This is a genomic window from Roseivirga sp. UBA1976, assembly GCF_002336325.1.
GTDB lineage: Bacteria > Bacteroidota > Bacteroidia > Cytophagales > Cyclobacteriaceae > Roseivirga > Roseivirga thermotolerans.
This window is the reverse complement of record NZ_DDDQ01000076.1, coordinates 1-18168: the sequence shown is the minus strand read 5'-3', so window position 1 is coordinate 18168 and position 18168 is coordinate 1. Positions and strand designations below refer to the sequence as shown.

16 protein-coding genes are annotated in these 18168 nt (G+C 44.3%); 10 read left to right on the top strand and 6 right to left on the bottom strand.

Going from position 1 to position 18168, the window contains the following annotated elements; all coding sequences use genetic code 11:
* Positions 1 to 134 precede the first annotated feature (134 nt).
* The 3 genes from B3763_RS07580 (at position 135) to B3763_RS07570 (ending at position 5599) form a co-directional block, all read left to right on the top strand.
* Positions 135 to 473, top strand: coding sequence for a PadR family transcriptional regulator (locus B3763_RS07580; protein WP_189629051.1), 339 nt, complete (start codon positions 135 to 137; stop codon positions 471 to 473).
* A complete protein-coding gene (locus tag B3763_RS07575; protein WP_286745343.1) occupies positions 467 to 3112 on the top strand; it encodes an ABC transporter permease in 2646 nt (881 codons plus the stop codon). The genes B3763_RS07580 and B3763_RS07575 overlap by 7 nt, the downstream gene beginning before the upstream one ends.
* 126 nt (positions 3113 to 3238) lie before the next feature.
* A complete protein-coding gene (locus B3763_RS07570; RefSeq protein ID WP_286745341.1) occupies positions 3239 to 5599 on the top strand; it encodes an ABC transporter permease in 2361 nt (786 codons plus the stop codon).
* Between the two features lie 23 nt (positions 5600 to 5622).
* On the opposite strand, the gene B3763_RS07565 is transcribed toward B3763_RS07570, so the two are convergent.
* From B3763_RS07565 to B3763_RS07545, 5 genes are all read right to left on the bottom strand, one after another.
* Positions 5623 to 6597 (bottom strand): YpdA family putative bacillithiol disulfide reductase, encoded by a 975-nt coding sequence (locus tag B3763_RS07565; protein ID WP_286745340.1) that lies wholly within the window; start codon positions 6595 to 6597, stop codon positions 5623 to 5625.
* Between the two features lie 166 nt (positions 6598 to 6763).
* Positions 6764 to 7204, bottom strand: coding sequence for a hypothetical protein (locus tag B3763_RS07560; RefSeq protein WP_189629047.1), 441 nt, complete (start codon positions 7202 to 7204; stop codon positions 6764 to 6766).
* 57 nt (positions 7205 to 7261) lie between these two features.
* The gene (locus tag B3763_RS07555; protein ID WP_286745336.1) at positions 7262 to 7843 is read right to left on the bottom strand and encodes a TetR/AcrR family transcriptional regulator; all 582 of its coding nucleotides are present in this window, start codon (positions 7841 to 7843) and stop codon (positions 7262 to 7264) included.
* Positions 7844 to 7889: 46 nt separating this feature from the next.
* On the bottom strand, positions 7890 to 8642 hold the full coding sequence (locus B3763_RS07550; RefSeq protein WP_286745333.1) for an SDR family oxidoreductase: 753 nt from the start codon (positions 8640 to 8642) through the stop codon (positions 7890 to 7892).
* A 143-nt stretch (positions 8643 to 8785) separates the two neighbouring features.
* Complete coding sequence (locus B3763_RS07545) at positions 8786 to 10018, bottom strand: M28 family peptidase (RefSeq protein ID WP_286745330.1); 1233 nt, start codon at positions 10016 to 10018, stop codon at positions 8786 to 8788.
* Between the two features lie 66 nt (positions 10019 to 10084).
* Between B3763_RS07545 and B3763_RS07540 the strand changes: the two genes are divergently transcribed.
* A complete protein-coding gene (locus B3763_RS07540; protein ID WP_286745327.1) occupies positions 10085 to 11194 on the top strand; it encodes a TolB family protein in 1110 nt (369 codons plus the stop codon).
* Between the two features lie 51 nt (positions 11195 to 11245).
* Here B3763_RS07540 and B3763_RS07535 read toward each other — a convergent pair whose 3' ends face one another.
* On the bottom strand, positions 11246 to 12154 hold the full coding sequence (locus tag B3763_RS07535; RefSeq protein WP_286745326.1) for a formylglycine-generating enzyme family protein: 909 nt from the start codon (positions 12152 to 12154) through the stop codon (positions 11246 to 11248).
* Between B3763_RS07535 and B3763_RS07530 the strand changes: the two genes are divergently transcribed.
* The 6 genes from B3763_RS07530 (at position 12135) to B3763_RS07505 (ending at position 18081) form a co-directional block, all read left to right on the top strand.
* Positions 12135 to 12578 (top strand): hypothetical protein, encoded by a 444-nt coding sequence (locus tag B3763_RS07530; RefSeq protein WP_286745325.1) that lies wholly within the window; start codon positions 12135 to 12137, stop codon positions 12576 to 12578. The two genes, B3763_RS07535 and B3763_RS07530, sit on opposite strands and share 20 nt — an antisense overlap.
* Before the next feature lie 295 nt (positions 12579 to 12873).
* Complete coding sequence (locus B3763_RS07525) at positions 12874 to 13557, top strand: GNAT family N-acetyltransferase (protein WP_286745324.1); 684 nt, start codon at positions 12874 to 12876, stop codon at positions 13555 to 13557.
* Positions 13547 to 14746, top strand: coding sequence for an argininosuccinate synthase (argG, locus tag B3763_RS07520; protein ID WP_286745323.1), 1200 nt, complete (start codon positions 13547 to 13549; stop codon positions 14744 to 14746). The genes B3763_RS07525 and argG overlap by 11 nt, the downstream gene beginning before the upstream one ends.
* Positions 14743 to 15696 carry an N-acetyl-gamma-glutamyl-phosphate reductase gene (gene argC, locus B3763_RS07515; RefSeq protein ID WP_286745322.1) on the top strand — a complete coding sequence of 318 codons (954 nt, stop codon included), beginning with the start codon at positions 14743 to 14745 and terminating at the stop codon, positions 15694 to 15696. The genes argG and argC overlap by 4 nt, the downstream gene beginning before the upstream one ends.
* A 125-nt stretch (positions 15697 to 15821) precedes the next feature.
* Positions 15822 to 16949, top strand: a complete 1128-nt coding sequence (locus tag B3763_RS07510; RefSeq protein WP_189629029.1) for an aspartate aminotransferase family protein — start codon at positions 15822 to 15824, stop codon at positions 16947 to 16949.
* A 190-nt stretch (positions 16950 to 17139) separates the two neighbouring features.
* Positions 17140 to 18081 (top strand): N-acetylornithine carbamoyltransferase, encoded by a 942-nt coding sequence (locus B3763_RS07505; protein WP_286745320.1) that lies wholly within the window; start codon positions 17140 to 17142, stop codon positions 18079 to 18081.
* The last annotated feature ends 87 nt before the right edge of the window (positions 18082 to 18168 follow it).

The following is an 18168-nucleotide window of genomic DNA, read 5'->3' as shown; positions in this document are numbered from 1 at the left end:
TGCCAACCGGCAGGCAATCTTGATCAAACCTTTAACAGCAACAGGTCCTAAATCGAGGTAATAAAAACTACATTTAGGAAATTTTAATTTTTTACTCTCATCAAAAAAACTACATTTAGGAATTAATTTCAATTATGAAGAAATATCAACTGGGTGAATTTGAGGAATACGTACTTCTAACAGTGGGCGTATTGCATGGCGATGCCTACGGGGTTTCAATTAAAGAGGAAATAGAAAAACGCCTGAAAAGAAAGGTTTCTATAGGAGCCCTTCAGTCTGCACTAAGACGAATGGAAGAGAAGGGGTTCATAGTTTCGGAGCTGGGAGAAACAACCAAAGCCAGAGGAGGAAAGCGTAAGCGCTACTTCAAAATCACAGCTTTTGGCAAAAAGGCACTGGACTACAACATGCAAACCCGAATGGAGCTTTACAAGGAGATTCAGAACGTGGCGCTTCAATACAAACTATGCTAAAAAGCCTCGGTGAGAAAATATTCAGGCTGTACTGTCACCCCGATTTTGCAGAAGACATTCTGGGAGATCTGGAAGAGTATTATGAGCACAACTTAAACGTAAAAGGACAGGCCTATGCCAACCGAAAGTTTCTTATAGATGTGCTGCTTCTTTTCAGAGTGTCACTACTCAGAAGCAATTGGTTAACTCAAAATATAATCTATACAACAATGGTCAAAAACAACATCAAAGTGGCTTATCGGAGCATGATGCGCCACAAATTCTATTCAATGCTCAATCTGCTGGGTTTAGCGGTGAGCATGGCCGCATGCATTTTTATAGCCATGTATGTAAAGCATGAGCTAAGCTACGACAAGCATTTTCCTAACTCAGAACGCATATTTAGAGTAGCCAACTACCTGAAGTTTGCCGATAATGAATTTAACCTGCCAACAGCTCCCGATCCTTTCGCCAAGACGGTTCAGGAAGAGTTTCCTGAAGTAGTAAGGGCAGGTAGAACACGGGGCAACACCAGCATGTTGATTCGGGTGGGAGATCAGTATTTTCAACAGCCACGCATTACCTGGGCCGACCAGGAGTTCATGGACATATTTAGGTTTAGCCTTATTAGTGGAGACAAAGCACATTTGCTGGACGAGCCCAACACCGTGGTGTTGGAAGAATCTACCGCCCGCAAGTTTTTTGGCAATGAAGATCCCATTGGCCAAACCATTCGGGTAGACAATACCACCGACATGAAGGTAACGGGAGTGATTGCCGATATACCGGAAAACACCCATTTCGACTATGATATGTTCATTTCTATGCTCAACCGGGAAGACGCCCGCCAGAACTTCTGGCTAAGCAATAATTTTGTAACCTATGTGGAGCTGCAAAACCCCGATCAGCAAGCTGCCTTCGATGGCAAAATGCTGGATTTCCTCATTAAACACATGGGGCAGCAAGTACAGCAATTTATGGGGGCCGACATGCAGGAAGGTCTGGATGCCGGAGCCATGGACATTCGCTATTACCTACAGCCGCTCAAAGACATACACCTGTACTCCTCACTCGATTTTGAGTTGGGCGAAACGGGCACCATTCAAAATGTGTATTTCTTCAGCATAATAGGTGCATTTATTCTACTAATTGCCTGCATCAATTTCATGAACATGGCCACTGCCCGGGCGGCCATAAGAGCCAAAGAAGTAGGGGTTAGAAAAGTGCTTGGCTCCATGAGGCACCAACTCATTGGCCAGTTTATCACTGAAGCAATACTAAATGTATCGCTGGCCATGGTATTTGGCATTCTGCTGGTTTATGCTTTCCTACCCGCGTTCAATGAACTCACCGAGAAGTCTATGGAAAACCCCATTTTTGGCACCGGTGGTCTGTGGCCCTACCTTTTATTAGCCACCTTTGTAGTAGGCCTGCTGGCCGGTTCTTACCCGGCCTTCATACTTTCTTCTTTTAGCCCGGTAAAGGTACTTAAGGGTCAAATCACCAAAGGAAAAGCCTCAAAATGGCTAAGAAACACTTTGGTAATTGTTCAGTTTGCTATTTCCATTTTCCTCATTGTCGGTTCATTGATGGTATACCAACAGTTGAGCTTTCTGCAAAACAAGCAACTGGGCTTTAATAAAGATCAAATTCTCATTGTACACGAAACTCAACTTCTGGGAGAACAACTCAACGCTTTCAAAACAGAGTTGGAACGCAACCCAATGGTTGAAGGGGCTAGCGTGAGCGGTTACATTCCTGCAACGGATGCACTCAATGACTTTCCTTTTTTGCGCGAAGAAGCTTCTTCGCCAGACGAAGCTGTTTCTACCCAAAATTGGTATGTAGACGAAGACTATGCACGGGTTTTTGATATAGAGTTGGTAGCCGGTAGGTTTTTCGACAAAGACCTTGCTTCAGACTCTTCGGCCGTTATTGTCAACGAAACAGCCCTTAAACGCTTTGGATACACCGAAAATCCAATCGGCAAGCGGATTAAAACACTGGAAGGTGTGGTCAACAATCGATCCGAGACTTTTACCATTATTGGTGTAATGAAGGATTTTCACTTTAGAAACATGACCACCAACATTACCCCTCATGCCTTGTTTTTGGGCAAAAGCAACAGCGCATTGAGTATTCGCTTTGCACCCGAAGCTGCCGCTGAGGTAGTCGATTACACTCAAAACACCTGGGACAACTTTGCCGGTGGGCAGCCCTTCGAATATTCCTTTCTGGATCAGATTTTTAAAAATCAGTTTAGAAGCCAGCAACGAGTGAAAACAATCTTTATGGTTTTTGCCATTTTAGCCATAACCATTGCTTGTTTGGGTCTTTTTGGTTTGGCAGCTTTTGTAACCGAGCAACGTCAAAAAGAGATTGGTATACGCAAAGTACTAGGTGCCTCTACCTTTACCCTACTCACCCTGCTGTTCAATAATTTTACCTGGCTTATTTTACTGTCGGCTGCTCTGGCCATTCCACTGGCCTGGTGGTATATGGAAGATTGGCTGAGTGCGTATCCGTTTAGAATAGCCATAGATCCGCTTATTTTTCTGGCAGGAACAGCAGGAGTGCTGATTATTTCATGGCTAACGGTTGGCTACCAGTCGTTAAAAGCGGCTCGTAGAAACCCGGTAGACAATTTGCGATATGAGTAGATAGGAACAATCCAGAAATTGTCTCCTTAAAACTGCAACCATTTGGGTTTTTTGAGGTCTGTGTAATGAATTCAGGCAGAAATCGTCTTCCGACTGAATTCATTTTTTGGTCAAAAAACTCAAACCATGCTACAAACAATCATTAAAACTGCTCTGCGCATTTTCTGGAAGGAACGTGCCTATGCTTTTCTCAATGTTCTTGGACTAACGGTTGGCATAACAGCCAGCATGCTGCTATTCCTCTATGTGCAAAGCGAACGATCGGTAGATCAGTTTCATCAGGACATAGATCGCATCTATCAGGTAATGGAAAACCAGGATTACTCGGGGACAATTTTCACCACCTCGGCCAATCCCGGACCGCTAAAAGATGCTCTGAAGGCGGAAATGCCTGAGGTAGAATATTTTAGCCAACTCACCTGGGAGCAGGAGCGCCTGTTTTTACACAACGGACAGAGTTTTAAGGAGCGAGGCCGGGTGGCCAGTGAAGATTTCTTCCATATTTTCAGCAACGAATTTATAGAAGGAACACGCGAAAACTCGTTGACCGAACCTTCGGTACTTTACCTTTCGAAAAGTCTCAAAGAAAGAATTTTTGGGCCAGAACCTGCTATTGGGCAAACCCTGACGGTAAATGGTTGGGGTGAATACAAAGTGGGAGGAGTATATGAGGATGCTCCCCTGAACGCTTCCTTAAAATTCGACTTTGTAATGCCTTACGCTCCGTGGGGAGAACGAAATGCCTGGTTGCAAGACTGGGGCAACAATGGCATTCGCGGAGTGGTAAAACTCCAGGCCGGTGTAGATTACCAGGAGTTTAATAAGAAAATAAAAGGCTACGTAAAGGAGAAAAATGAGGGTTCGGTGGTAGACCTTTTTCTTTTTCCTCTCAAAGACATGTACCTGAAAGGAAGCTTTGAAAATGGCAAGGCTTCAGGTGGTCGCATTGTGTATGTAAGGCTGTTTAGTATTGTAGCGGTTTTCATTCTGGTAATTGCATGCATAAACTTTATGAACCTGGCCACCGCCCGTTCTACCAAACGAGCCAAAGAGGTAGGGGTAAAAAAAGTGGTGGGTTCATCGCGCAGACAACTGGTCTTTCAGTTCATTGGCGAATCGGTGCTCATGTCCATTATTTCGGCAATCCTTTCCGGCCTGCTTGTGGCCCTGCTTGTGCCTTCGCTCAACGAGCTTATTAATGGTCATTTAAGCTTCAATTTTGAGAACATCAACCAATTGGCACTGCTACTGGGTCTTGGTTTGGTAGTGGGCGTACTAGCGGGCAGCTACCCGGCAGTCTTCCTGTCGGGCTTCAAACCGGTTAGTGTGTTAAAAGGAAGTTTCAAAACTTCAGGTTGGTCTAACGGACTGCGCAAAGGGTTAGTCATTGTTCAGTTTGTCATTAGCACCTTTCTAATTATCTCCACACTGGTTATTCATGAGCAAATGGAGTTTGTGAAGAATAAAAACCTGGGCTACAACAAGGAAAACATTGTTTACTTACCAATTGAGGGCGACCTTGCCAGTGAAGAAAGCGCTCGCCTGTTTATGGCACGGGTGCTAGACAACCCTAACTTCAGCAACATTACCGTTTCTAGCAATACGCCCATCAATATTGGCTCTTCTACCTCCGGAGGATATCGATGGGAAGGCAAAACGGAGGAAAACGAAACCTTGTTCAACGTTTTGCAGGTAGGCCATAGCTTTATTGAAACCCTGAATATGGAAATTATTGAGGGAAGAAGTTTTGACCCTAACCTGGCTACCGATTCGCTGCACGTAATTATTAATGAGCAGACCGCAAAGGCCATGAATGTAGAAAACCCACTTAATTATCCCATTACTTTCTGGGGCAGAACGGGTAAGGTAATTGGTATTGTAAAGGACTTTCACTTTAGCTCTCTTCACCAAAGCATTGACCCGATAGTTATTTCTCTAAGACCGGAAAATGCCAGCTATTTCATTGCCAAAATGGATGGGGGCAATACTCAGGCAGGAATAGAATACCTGGAAAACCTGGCCAAAGAGATGAACCCCAACTATCCGTTTACTTATAATTTTCTGGATGAGAGCTATGAGAATTTATACCGTGGAGAAACAACCATTGGGTTGTTGGCCAACTATTTCTCAGGCATAGCTATTTTTATTTCTTTATTAGGTCTTTTTGGGCTTGCCAGCTTTGCAGCCGAGCAGCGCATAAAAGAGATAGGCATACGTAAAGTACTTGGAGCCAGCCTTGGCAACCTGATGCTTATTATGTCTAAGAGTTTTTTGGTGCTGGTAGGCATTGGTTTTGTCATTGCAGCGCCTTTATCCAATTGGTTCATGAACGACTGGCTTAATGGCTTTGAATACAGAATTGCTATTGGAACCATGGTTTTTGTGTTGGCAGGAGCAGCCGCACTTTTCATTACTGTGCTCACGGTGAGTTACCATGCACTAAAGGCCGCAAGCACCAACCCGGTTAAGAGCTTACGCTACGAATAGCCACGCATGCAAAGATTCGGTACTTAGGCAGAGACCGAATCTTTGCTTACCATATGCGCTAAGATTATTTGAGCATGAACTCGTGTGTTTTCAATAAACAATTTGCTGGTTTGTAAGCCGGCATTAATAACCCCCGCCACATATACTCCCGGTAATGGGGTCTCCAGCGTTTCAGGGTTGTGCAAAGGCGTTTTGTCCTCATCATCGGATATGGGTAGCCCAAGTTGCTCAAACAGCTTAAAATTAGGCATGTAGCCTGTCATAGCCAGCACAAAGTCATTGGCTATAATACGCTCTCCTTCAGGAGTGTCCAGTACTACCTCCGAAGGCCGTATCTCCACAATTCTCGAATTGAAATACGCCTTTATACTACCTTCCTTAATTCGGTTCTCTATGTTGGGTCTGATCCAATATTTTACTTTAGGATATATTTCTTGCTCTCGAATTACCATTGTTACCTCTGCACCTTTGTAGTAGGTTTCTAAGGCTACATCGCAAGCCGAGTTGGCGGCTCCTACAACCACAACTTTCTGATCTACATAGGGGTGTGGATCATCATAGAAGTGTTTTACTTTTTTAAGTTCTTCTCCTGGCACATTGAGCAGGCGTGGGGTATCATAAAAACCGGTGGCCACCACCACATGGCGGCCCTCGTAATCTCCTTTAGATGTATGCAAAAGATAGTTTGCTCCATTGCGCTTCATGCTCAGCACCTCCGTATACAATTGTATTCGGAGCCCCCAACTTTCCTGTACTCTTCTAAAATATTCCAGAGCCTCTCTGCGGGTGGGTTTATCGTTGTGAGCAATAAAAGGAACTCCACCTATCTCCAATAAATTAGAGGTAGAAAAGAAGGTCATGTTGGTAGGAAAATTATAAATGGAATTGACCAGTACACCCTTTTCTAACACAATGTATGAGAGCCCGGCCTTTTTTGCCTCTATAGCACACGCCATTCCTATTGGCCCTCCTCCTATAATAATCAGATCGTATGTCAACCTACTGTACTTTTTTGATACACTAACTTAAATGGATTTACTCAGAAGTGCCGCTGGTGCTTGTGATTTTGAGCATAGCAACCACCGACCGAAAGGAGGCTTCTCAGCTCCTTCCATTCATCTTAACTTAAATGAAATAGTGTATGAAAAGTTCTCCTCCCCGCAATTAATTGTGAATTCGATTGCTTTTATGATGAAAGAGCAAGACAAAGGCAGCACTAATAATGACAATATTTTTTACAATGTATTGTCCTTCTATGGTCAATTGAAACGGAAAGGAACGAAAGGTAACTTCGGGCAATACGGCCATTGGCATAATGGTACAAAGCATGTGAAAGAGCAATAGCCAAAAAGTAAACCTGAATTCGCGCGTAAACACCAGCATAACGCCTAAAGCTACCTCTAAGAGTGCCAGGCTGGGAAGTATCATGGCGTCAGGCAGTAGTCTCAAGGTTAAAATGTCTACCGTTTCAGAAGCCAGGCTTTCAGCAGGGCTAAGGCCGGGAAAGAACTTCAGGCCTCCAAACCACAAAAAAAGCACCCCAATGCAAATTCTGAGAATCTTAAACTGATTGCGCTCTAAAAAAACCGATACTACACGTGCCATATTCCAAAAATTGGCTTCTAATATAGATAAAATGACTAATCAGAAAAGTGATTCTGATCAATCTAATACCGAAAGTGTGATATCGATGACCTCCTGAAGTTCTCTATTGGAGATTTGCGTTTTACAAACCACTCGAATACCGCTAATTACACTAAAAATAAACCGCGCCAATGACTCGGGAGAGTGGGCCGAAGAGAATTGGCCACTGGCCTGACCTTCTTTAATGAGTTCGGCAAGAACCTGCTCTACCGTCCGTCTGTTTTCTTCCACCATGGCCTGCACTTCTTTATCCATAGTCGCCAGTTCGGTGGTTGAATTCACCACAAAACAGCCCTTTCTGTCTGCATCGGCAATCATGTCATTGACCAAGTGCTTAAGAAAGTTTTCTATGATTTGCCGGGCGGGCTTTTCAGATCTGATTTCTTCTAAAAACCAGGAAGAAGCATATTGGCGGTAGCGTTTCAGTGCCGCAAGGTACAGACGATGTTTATCGCCCCAGGTATCGTACATACTGGCTCTATTGATGCCGAGCTCGTCTACCAAATCCTGAATAGAGGTGGCATGATAACCTTTGCGCCAAAAGAGTTGTAGTGCCTTATCCAACACCTCCTGCTCATCAAAATTCTTCTTCCTGGCCATAACGATCTCATTTTCAAATCGATCGTTCCAAAAATAACTAAAATTATCAGATGGTGGCTATCCCGCCATCCACCAAAATCTCTTCTCCGGCTATAAAGGAGGAGTCTGAAGAGGCCAGAAACAATACGGTATTGGCCACCTCATCGGCATTTCCAAATCGCTTCAGCGGTACACGGTTGGCAAAATCTTCTGCCATTAACCTAAGCTGTTCTTCAGTCATTCCCATTTTGTTGTAAATGGGTGTTTCCACCGGACCGGGGCTCACTGTGTTCACCCGAATATGGCGTGGAGCAAGCTCAGCCGACAAGGTACGGGCAAAACTTCTGACAGCCCCTTTGGTGGCCGAGTATACCGAGCTATTTTCGAAACCTTTGTGAATAACCGCTGAGGCATTAAGCACGATGGTTCCTCCATTGTTCATTAGAGGCAATAGCTTTTTAATGGTGAAGAAAAGGCCTTTTACATTGGTGTTGAAGTGAGCATCGAAAAAAGCCTCATCTACTTGCTCTATCGGTGCAAACCAAGCTATACCTGCATTGGCAAAAAGAACGTCTATTTGGCCATAGCTTGCCTTTAACTTACCCGCAAGTGTATCGATGGCCGCAAGGTCTGAAGTATCGGACTGCACAATTTGAAGGTTGTCATCATCAATCTCTCTTTGTGCTTTTTCCAGTGTTTCCAATGTTCGGCCGGTAATGACAACGCGGGCTCCCTCTCTTAAAAATAGTTTAGCTGTTGCCAGCCCAATCCCTGTACTGCCACCTGTAATGACGGCTACTTTATTTTTTAATTTGCTCATGTTGGTTAATTAGAATGAATGTTCCAAAATTTTAATTACAAATTCAGAACAATCGTTCCAATAAAGAGTTCCAAACGAAGCCGTCTAATGAAACATTTTCAAAAATTCTGCTTTAGGCAGACGCCCAATGGGGAGAATCGAAGTTAGAACTTAACTTTTACTGTACTAATCTGGTCTCCGCGTTTATATTGAACGGTGGTCTCATCACCCGGAGTAAAGGCGCTGAGCGCGCGCATGTAGCTCATCATATCCACTATGGTAGAATCGCCCATTTTTATTACCACATCACCCTTTTGCATGCCAGCCATGGCGGCAGGCTTTCCATCGGTAACACCATCTAACCTCATGCCCTCTCCATCATACAGGTAGTCCGGAACTACACCAAGGGTTACAGTAAAACGTGGTGAGTCTCCACTATTGTCCTGGGTTTTAGTAAACTCAAGCTTCTCTTTGTAATCTAACTCACCAATAAGGCGCTCTATGAAACGAATCACCTTTACCATACCTTCATAATTTATTTTATCGGCATCGTCCGAAGGCTTGTGGTAGTCTTCATGCTGACCGGTGAAGAAGTGCAATACGGGAATATCTTGCAGGTAAAAAGAGGTATGGTCTGATGGCCCAACCCCTGACTCTGAGGTAACCAGCTTCAGCGAGTCATAATTAATTTTATTGAGTACATCTTTCCATACTGGGCTGGTGCCAACACCATTAATGGCCAGGCTTTTTTCTTTATTCAAGCGCCCAACCATATCCATGTTAATCATAAAATTGAGGCTGTCCACCGCCACCGTTGCATTTTTAGAGAAGTAATTGGAACCCCAAAGCCCATTTTCCTCTCCGGAGAAGGCAATGAACAAATAGTTATAGTCTGACTTCTTCTCTTTCAGAATTCTTGCCAATTGAATGAGTGCCGCTGTTCCGCTGGCGTTATCATCGGCTCCATTATGAATGGCCGGTTCTCCCCTATACAAGGAACCCTCACTGCCATAGCCAAGGTGATCGTAATGTGCTCCCAGCACAATAGTAAATGGTTTTCCGTTGTCAATGAAACCTACTACATTTCTACCTGCAATGCCTTCACCGTTGGTTCCAATTACGGCCTGTTCATGTGGATTTACGGGCTTGTTTACCCGAAAAACCTGAAAGTACTTGTCGGTACCCTTTGGCTCAAGCCCTATTTCTTTGAACTTATCAGCAATGTATCGGGCGGCTAACACCTCACCATCTGTGCCAATAGCACGCCCTTCCAGGTCATCGCTGGCCAAATACTCCACATCCTGTTTGAGTCCGGTTAAAAGTTCTTTATCAGTGGTAAAATCGGTGCAGGCTACAGCGATCAGGGCTATCACCAACACGAACAGTGGCATCTTCATGGCATCGGTTTTAAGGCCAAAGATAATAATGATTATCTTCGCGGCATTATCGAAAATTTCAATTTAATGAAACGTTTCTCCTTCCTGATAGTCGCCTTGGCTATTCTCTCTTGTGGCGGTAAAGAATCTAACCAGTCTTCTACTAGCGAGGCCCGATCGGCCACCGACTCTCTTCTTCTTCACCCCGAAGAGATGAAATACCTTAAGAACATAAGGCAGATTACTTTTGGTGGCAACAATGCCGAGGCTTATTGGAGTTTTGATGACAGGTTCCTGGTTTTCCAAAGTGACTATAAAGAATGGGGAGTGAACTGCGACCAGATTTTTGTGACCGACTGGCGCAACGATGATCTAAAAAACAACAAACCGACAATGGTAAGTACGGGACTCGGCAGAACTACCTGCTCATACTTTCTACCGGGCAATGAAACCATTGTCTATGGCTCAACCCACTTAGGTGATGAAGCTTGTCCTCCTACACCTGAGCGCAGAGCCGATGGTAAATATGTTTGGCCTATTTATCCGAGCTTTGACATTTTCACTGCTGACCTTGATGGCAATATTATCAGTCAGTTGACCAACGAGCCGGGTTATGATGCTGAAGCAACTGTTTCTCCTAAGGGGGATAAGATTGTCTTTACCTCAATGCGAACAGGCGATCTGGAGCTTTTTACTATGAATATAGATGGTTCGGATGTAAAGCAAATTACCAACGAGTTGGGCTATGACGGGGGTGCATTTTTCTCTCCTGATGGCTCGAAGCTGATTTTTCGCTCTTCCAGGCCAAAAACTGAAGAAGAAATAAAGGAATATAAAGACCTGTTAGCACAAGGGCTTGTAATGCCAACGGATATGGAGCTTTACATTTGCAATGCGGATGGAAGCGACCTAAGGAAACTCACAGATCTTGGCCAGGCCAATTGGGCACCGTTTTTTCATCCTTCAGGGGAGAAAATCATTTTTGCCAGTAATCACACGGCTACAAGAGGCTTCCCTTTTAACCTGTACATGATCAATATTGATGGAACTGGATTGACCCGAATCACTCATGACGAGACTTTCGATGCTTTCCCAGTCTTCTCCAATGACGGCAAATACATTGTGTTCTCATCTAACAGAAACAATGGTGGCACAAGAGATACCAACCTGTTTGTAGCTGAGTGGATTGGGGGGTGATCCTAGTTCAGTGTTCAATGTTTCAAGTTCAAAGTGACTTCAAACATAAAACTACTTCTCAACCACCATCATAACCAATCTGAAACCAGTATAAGCAGTTGGCTTGGAGAACTCCTGTCTTGAACTTATCATAGCCCAATAGGGTGTTTGAAGATAACTTCCTCCTTTAGCCACTGTTGAATTTTTTCCTTCACTATAAATTGAGGTTGTCATTTCACTCACATTGCCGCTCATGTTGTATAAGCCATAGCGATTTGGCATAAATTGATTTACCGGGCTCGTGTAGCTGGTGGGGTTGACTTTGTCAATCTGTTCCTGAGCAAGGCTAAATTGAATTGAACCATCTTCTTGAACTTGGCTGATTATATTGGTGTCGCTTACTCTTAAAATATTGGCGAGAATATCTCCTTTAGAGTTTCTAATGTAAGGTCCTCCCCAGGGAAAAGGAGCAACATCATTACCTGCTCGAGCTGCCCATTCCCATTCTTGTTCAGTTGGCAAGCGGAAAAGGACTTTCTTGAACTCACGTTTCGGTTGGTTATTATATGCTACAGTAAGCCACTCAGCATAGGCTTTGGCATCACTTAAGTCTACACCAACAATTGGATAATTGTCAAAAGCTGTATGCTCATAGTAGTACATGAGGTTGGATTCATCGAGGTTTTTCCGAAAGCTCCAGACACTTACTTCTGGTTCATGTTTAGTGTTCTTTTCTCCACCATCTCCATAAAACCTCCTGTAGTCTACTACTCTTGTCTCAAACTTTGCCATATAAAACCCAGCCTCACCTGCATGTCCAGGAATGTGCGCCCAGTGTTTCTCGGAAAGTATATCAGGAATTTCAGGAGCTTTATTTTGAGCGAATGATGGTGTTGAGATTAGCAGTATTGCCAGCAAAAGTGTGTTAGCTTTGTTCATTGTTTTTAAGTTGAAGTTTAAGATGAACAATAAACGAATCAAATACTTCTTTCTTGCCTCTGTGCTCATTCAGATGTTTGTGATAACCTCACTGGCCACAGGATCGCCCCTATTGACCATGCCGGTAGTGGAAGGAGGTAGTTTGCCTTGGGGCAACTTAATGACTGCCGTTATGTTCGTGCTGTTTCCTCTCAACTTTCTCATCATTAGAAGTACCAGGAAAGTTCATCCTATTCCACTAAAAGTATTTCGAATCTGTGTTCTAGCAAGCTTAGTTCTAGGAGCTCTTTGGATTCCCGTAACCTATCTGCTTTCAGGCAACTGGTCGGCCAGCTTCAGCGGACAGGATAATGCCTCTGAATTTTGGTGGGCATATACTTATGCCACACCCATTCTGCCATTTGCAGGATATTTTTTGATGCGCATTCTGACCATCTTTTTTAAGCCTTCTTCCACCATCAATTAGCACACCATGCGAGTTGCGCATTAAAAAAATTTATTTCCCGCATTCAAAGTTCAAACTTTTTATTTCCTTTGTTCCCTCAATGCAGAACGCAGCTAACATAGTAACCCCACCCGGTGTGTCTCCTGTTTCAAGAGGAGAGAGGGCTGTTTGCACTATCAGGCAAGATAGGCGCTAGTCGCCACTGCTTCCTTTTGTCGCCTACGTGGTGACTCTTTAACCTATATTTCTTAGTTTAATCATTTTGAATTTCAACCCAAGTCTGTTTACAGGCTTAGTTTTGATACCCAACCCGCAAATGGAATTAAAATTTACCGTAAGACCGGCCACCTCCAACGATGTGCACTATGCACAAACTATAGTCGATGAAATTGCTTCATCGGCTGCCAAAAGAGGCACGGGAATAGCCAGGCGCACTCCTGAATATGTGTCCAAAAAAATGGATGAAGGCAAAGCCGTCATTGCCTATGCCCAAGATGGTACATGGGCAGGTTTCTGCTACATAGAGGTGTGGAGCCATGGCCAGTTTGTGGCCAACTCGGGCCTAATTGTCAATCCTGAGTTTCGTGGCCATGGGCTCGCAAAGCGGATCAAGCAGGAGGTATTTAAGCTCTCCCGCAAAAAATACCCGGAAGCAAAGATATTTGGTCTAACTACTGGAGCAGCCGTGCTTAAAATCAACTCCGAATTAGGATATAAGCCCGTGATCTACGAAGAGCTTACACAAGATGAAGACTTCTGGGCAGGCTGTAAGACCTGTGTGAACTTTGACATTCTCACCGCAAAAAACAGAAAGAACTGCATTTGTACAGCCATGCTTTATAATCCGGCCTGGGAGAAAAATATTAAACCCAAAAGGACCGTCTGGACCGAGAGAGAGCTAGACAAAGACCTTAAGCTCTTTGAGCGCTGGATTAAATTTAAAAAGAGTGTATTGCTGAAGATAGACGAACGGAAAAAGAAAAAAGAAAATGGAAAATAACAAAGTGGTACTGGCATTCAGTGGTGGTTTAGACACATCATTTTGTGTAAAATACCTGGCCGAAGATAGAGGGATGGAAGTGCACTCTGTGGTAGTAAACACCGGTGGATTCGATGAGGCTGAAATCAAAAGAATTGAAGATAGAGCGAAAAGCTTAGGCGTAAAATCGCACAAAACCATAGATGAGACAGACAACTACTATCAGAAAGTAGTACGCTTTCTCATCTTCGGCAATATTCTAAAAAATGGTTCTTATCCGCTTTCGGTAAGTGCTGAGCGCGTTTCACAGGCAGTAGCCATTGCCCAGTATGCCAAGGAAGTTGGTGCCAAGGCCATTGCTCATGGTAGCACAGGTGCCGGAAACGATCAAGTTCGTTTCGATATGATCTTCCAAACCTTTATGCCTGAAGCGGAGATCATCACACCTATTCGTGACCTTCGTCTTTCAAGAGAAGCCGAGATTGAATACCTACAGTCCAAAGGAGTAGACTTCGACTTTACCAAGTCTGTTTATTCCATCAATAAAGGCCTTTGGGGTACGTCTGTTGGAGGAAAAGAAACGCTGAAATCCAATGGCAACCTGCCGGAATCTGCTTTCCCTACTCAAGTAACAAAGACAGCGGCAGAGGAATTAAAACTGACTTTCGAAAAGGGTGAAATCAAAGCCATTAACGACAAAGTCTATGACAAGCCTGCCCAGGCCATTTTAGCCCTGGAGAGAATTGCCGGTCCTTTCGGAATAGGAAGAGACATTCACGTGGGAGATACTATCATCGGTATCAAAGGCCGCGTTGGTTTTGAGGCAGCAGCCAGTGTGTTGCTCATCAAGTCTCACCAAGCATTGGAGAAACACGTGCTCAGCAAGTGGCAGATTTACTGGAAAGATCAGGTTTCTGCATTCTATGGCAACTGGCTGCACGAAGGCCAGTTCCTTGACCCAGTGATGCGCGATCTTGAGGCGATGCTGAAAAGCACGCAGCGCAATGTTACAGGCGATGTATTCCTGACATTATTCCCTTACAGATATCAGATCAATGGTATTGAATCAGTTCACGACCTAATGTCTGCCAAATTCGGCCACTATGGAGAAATGAACAAATCATGGACAGGTGACGATGTAAGAGGCTTTGCCAAGATATTCGGTAATCAAAATGCCATTTACCATCAGGTGAACGAAGAAGAGATATGATTAAGGTAGGAATTATAGGAGGTGCTGGATACACTGGCGGAGAATTGATCCGTCTTCTACTCAACCACCCGGAAGCTGAAATCAGCTTTGTTCAAAGCCGAAGTCAGGCAGGTAAAAAGCTTTATTCTTCACACAGCGATCTGTTGGGCGAAACCGAACTGGAGTTCGTACCAGAATGGCACAGCGAAGTAGACGTTTTGTTCCTCTGCATGGGCCATGGCGACTCTAAGAAGTTCATGGAGGCGAATCATGTGGACGATTCTGTGAAGATCATTGACCTCGCTCATGACTACAGATTGGATGACAGCAAAGTTTATGGTTTACCAGAGCTCAATAGAGAGGCCACCAAATCGGCTAATTTTGTAGCCAACCCAGGTTGTTTTGCCACAGCCATTGAATTGGCTTTGCTTCCACTGGCTCATAATGGCATGTTGAAGGAAGTGCACGTTTCAGGAACCACCGGCTCTACCGGTGCGGGAGTGATGCCATCTGATTCGACTCACTTCAGCTGGAGAAACAACAACATTTCTACCTATAAGGAATTTCAGCATCAGCATTTGGCGGAAATCCGAAAGTCTTTGATGCAGTATCAACCTTGGTTTGAAAACAACATCAACTTTGTTCCTTATCGTGGAAACTTCACCCGAGGTATTCTGATCTCAGCTTATCAGTACTGCGAATGGCCTTTGGAGGAAGCCATTAGAGTGTATAAGGAATATTATGAGGGGCACCCTTTTACTTGGGTGACCGATAGTCCTTTAGATGTAAAGCAAGTGGTGAATACCAATAAATGCTTTATCCATTTACAGATGCACAATGGTTATCTGATGGTTCAGTCTGCCATTGACAACTTGTTAAAGGGAGCTTCTGGCCAGGCCGTACAAAATATGAATCTGATGTTCGGGTTAGAAGAAACCACTGGGCTGAAATTGAAGGCGAGTGCTTTTTAGAGCCCCGGCCTTCACAACAACAACTATAACACGTCATTCCCCTGAAAAGGGGAATCCCTATCGGGCTTAGGCTACATAAATAGGAGATTCCCGCCTGCGCGGGAATGACAGCAAAGAGATAGAAAATGAAATTATTCGATGTATATCCCCTCTACGATATTGAGCCTGTAAAAGCGCTGGGGTCAAAACTTTGGGATAAAGAAGGAACTGAATACCTGGACCTTTATGGAGGTCATGCGGTGATTTCAATTGGCCATACACACCCACATTATGTGAAGAGACTGACCGATCAGTTGAACGCTCTTGGCTTCTATTCCAATGCAGTGCAGAATTCGGTTCAGCAGGAATTGGCAGACAAGTTAGGACAGATTTCCGGTTGCGGAGAGTATCAGTTATTCCTTTGCAGCACTGGTGCCGAAGCGAATGAAAATGCACTGAAACTGGCTTCCTTCCACACCGGAAGAAAGAAAGTCATTGCGATGAAACAGGCTTTCCATGGCCGTACTTCAGGTGCGGTTGCCGCTACTGACAATCCAAAAATTGTAGCGCCATTCAATGCCGATCATCAGGTGGTTTTTGTACCGATGAATGACATTGAGGCACTTAAAGCTGAGCTTGATGATCAGACAGCTGCTGTCATTATCGAAGGTATGCAAGGAGTTGCGGGCATCTATGTACCAAGCAATGATTATCTGCAGCAGGTTTCAGCGCTTTGTAAGGAAGCTGGCGCCTTGTTGATCATGGATGAGGTGCAATCCGGAGCAGGTCGTTCCGGTAAGTTCTTCGCATATCAGCACAGCGGTATACAGCCTGATGTAATCTCTTTAGCTAAAGGAATTGGTAATGGATTTCCAGTAGCTATGATTTTGATTGCCCCTCACATTCAGCCTTGGCATGGCATGTTAGGAACTACTTTTGGCGGAAATCATTTGGCCTGTGCCGCATCATTGGCTGTACTTGAAGTAATAGAACAGGAAAACCTAATGGCGAATGCAGCCGAATTGGGAGAATGGTTGATAGCCGAACTCAAGTCTATTCCACAAATTAAAGAAGTGCGTGGAATGGGGCTTATGCTTGGTCTGGGCTTCGATTTCTCGGTGGCTGAGCTAAGAAAGAATCTGCTTTTCAGCCATAAAATATTTACCGGCTCGGCTGGCGATAAAAATACAATGAGATTATTGCCGTCACTAGCCGTTACCAAGGAAGAGTTAAACCAATTCCTTGAAGCATTAAAAATTGAGTTGAATAAATAAAACAACCACTTCGCCAAATGGGCAGAGGCTGTCTCAAAAGTTCTTGCTTTGTCATTCCCAGCTTGACTGGGAATCTCAATCGACCTTCGAGTCAACATGTGGAGATTCCCTCCCGATGTGTCGGGACGTTGTCGGGAATGACAGAAGTTTTTGAGACTGGCTGTCCGAAGGACTGAGGGGTAGCATAAAAATGAAAAACTTCACTTCTGTCAAAGATGTCAAAGACCCAGGCGGTCTGGTAAAAAAGGCTCTGGAAATCAAGGCCAACCCTTTCACTCCTGATTTTGCCAGGGGAAAAAGGGCTGGACTGATATTTCTCAATCCAAGTTTGAGAACGCGTCTGAGCTCTCAGGTAGCTGTTCAGAACCTTGGTGCCGAAGCCATTGTGCTCGACATTGGAAAAGATGGATGGGCACTCGAATTCGAAGATGGAGTGAAAATGAACGGTAACAAAGCTGAGCACATTAAGGAGGCAGCTGGCGTAATGGGTCAGTATTTCGATGTGTTAGGTGTTCGAACCTTCCCTGAGCTAAAAGACAGAAATACCGATTATTCAGAGCAGCTGTTGAATGCTTTCATCAAGTATTCCGGCCTTCCTGTAGTGAGCCTTGAAAGCGCTACCAGACACCCACTGCAAAGTCTGGCAGATTGGATGACCATAGAAGAACACTGGAAGAAAGCTGAAAAACCAAAGGTGGTCATGACCTGGGCACCGCATGTGAAAGCATTGCCTCAGGCGGTTCCAAACTCATTTGTGGAATGGATGCGAGAGGCACCTGTAGACCTGACCATCACTCACCCCGAAGGATATGAGCTGGCAGAAGAGTTTGCCGGAGGAGTACATGTGGAATATAACCAAATGAAAGCTCTTGAAGGGGCGGATTTTGTATATGTGAAGAACTGGTCATCATACAAGCAGTATGGACAAATCCTCAGTCAGGATGAAAGCTGGAGTTTTGGCAATGAGCAATTGGCCGTGACGAACAACGCCAAAGTGATGCACTGTTTACCGGTGAGAAGAGGATTAGTGATTAAGGATGAAATTTTGGATGGCCCGAATGCCATTCACTTGCAGCAGGCCAAGAATAGGGTTTACAGCGCTCAGGCGGTGTTTGCGGAGTTGCTTAAATAAAAAAATAGGGTTACTTACTTAAGTCGCAAGAAGTATAATTCTGAACCTTGCCTCCATTTGTGTCTTCACAAATGGCTGTTAAAAGAC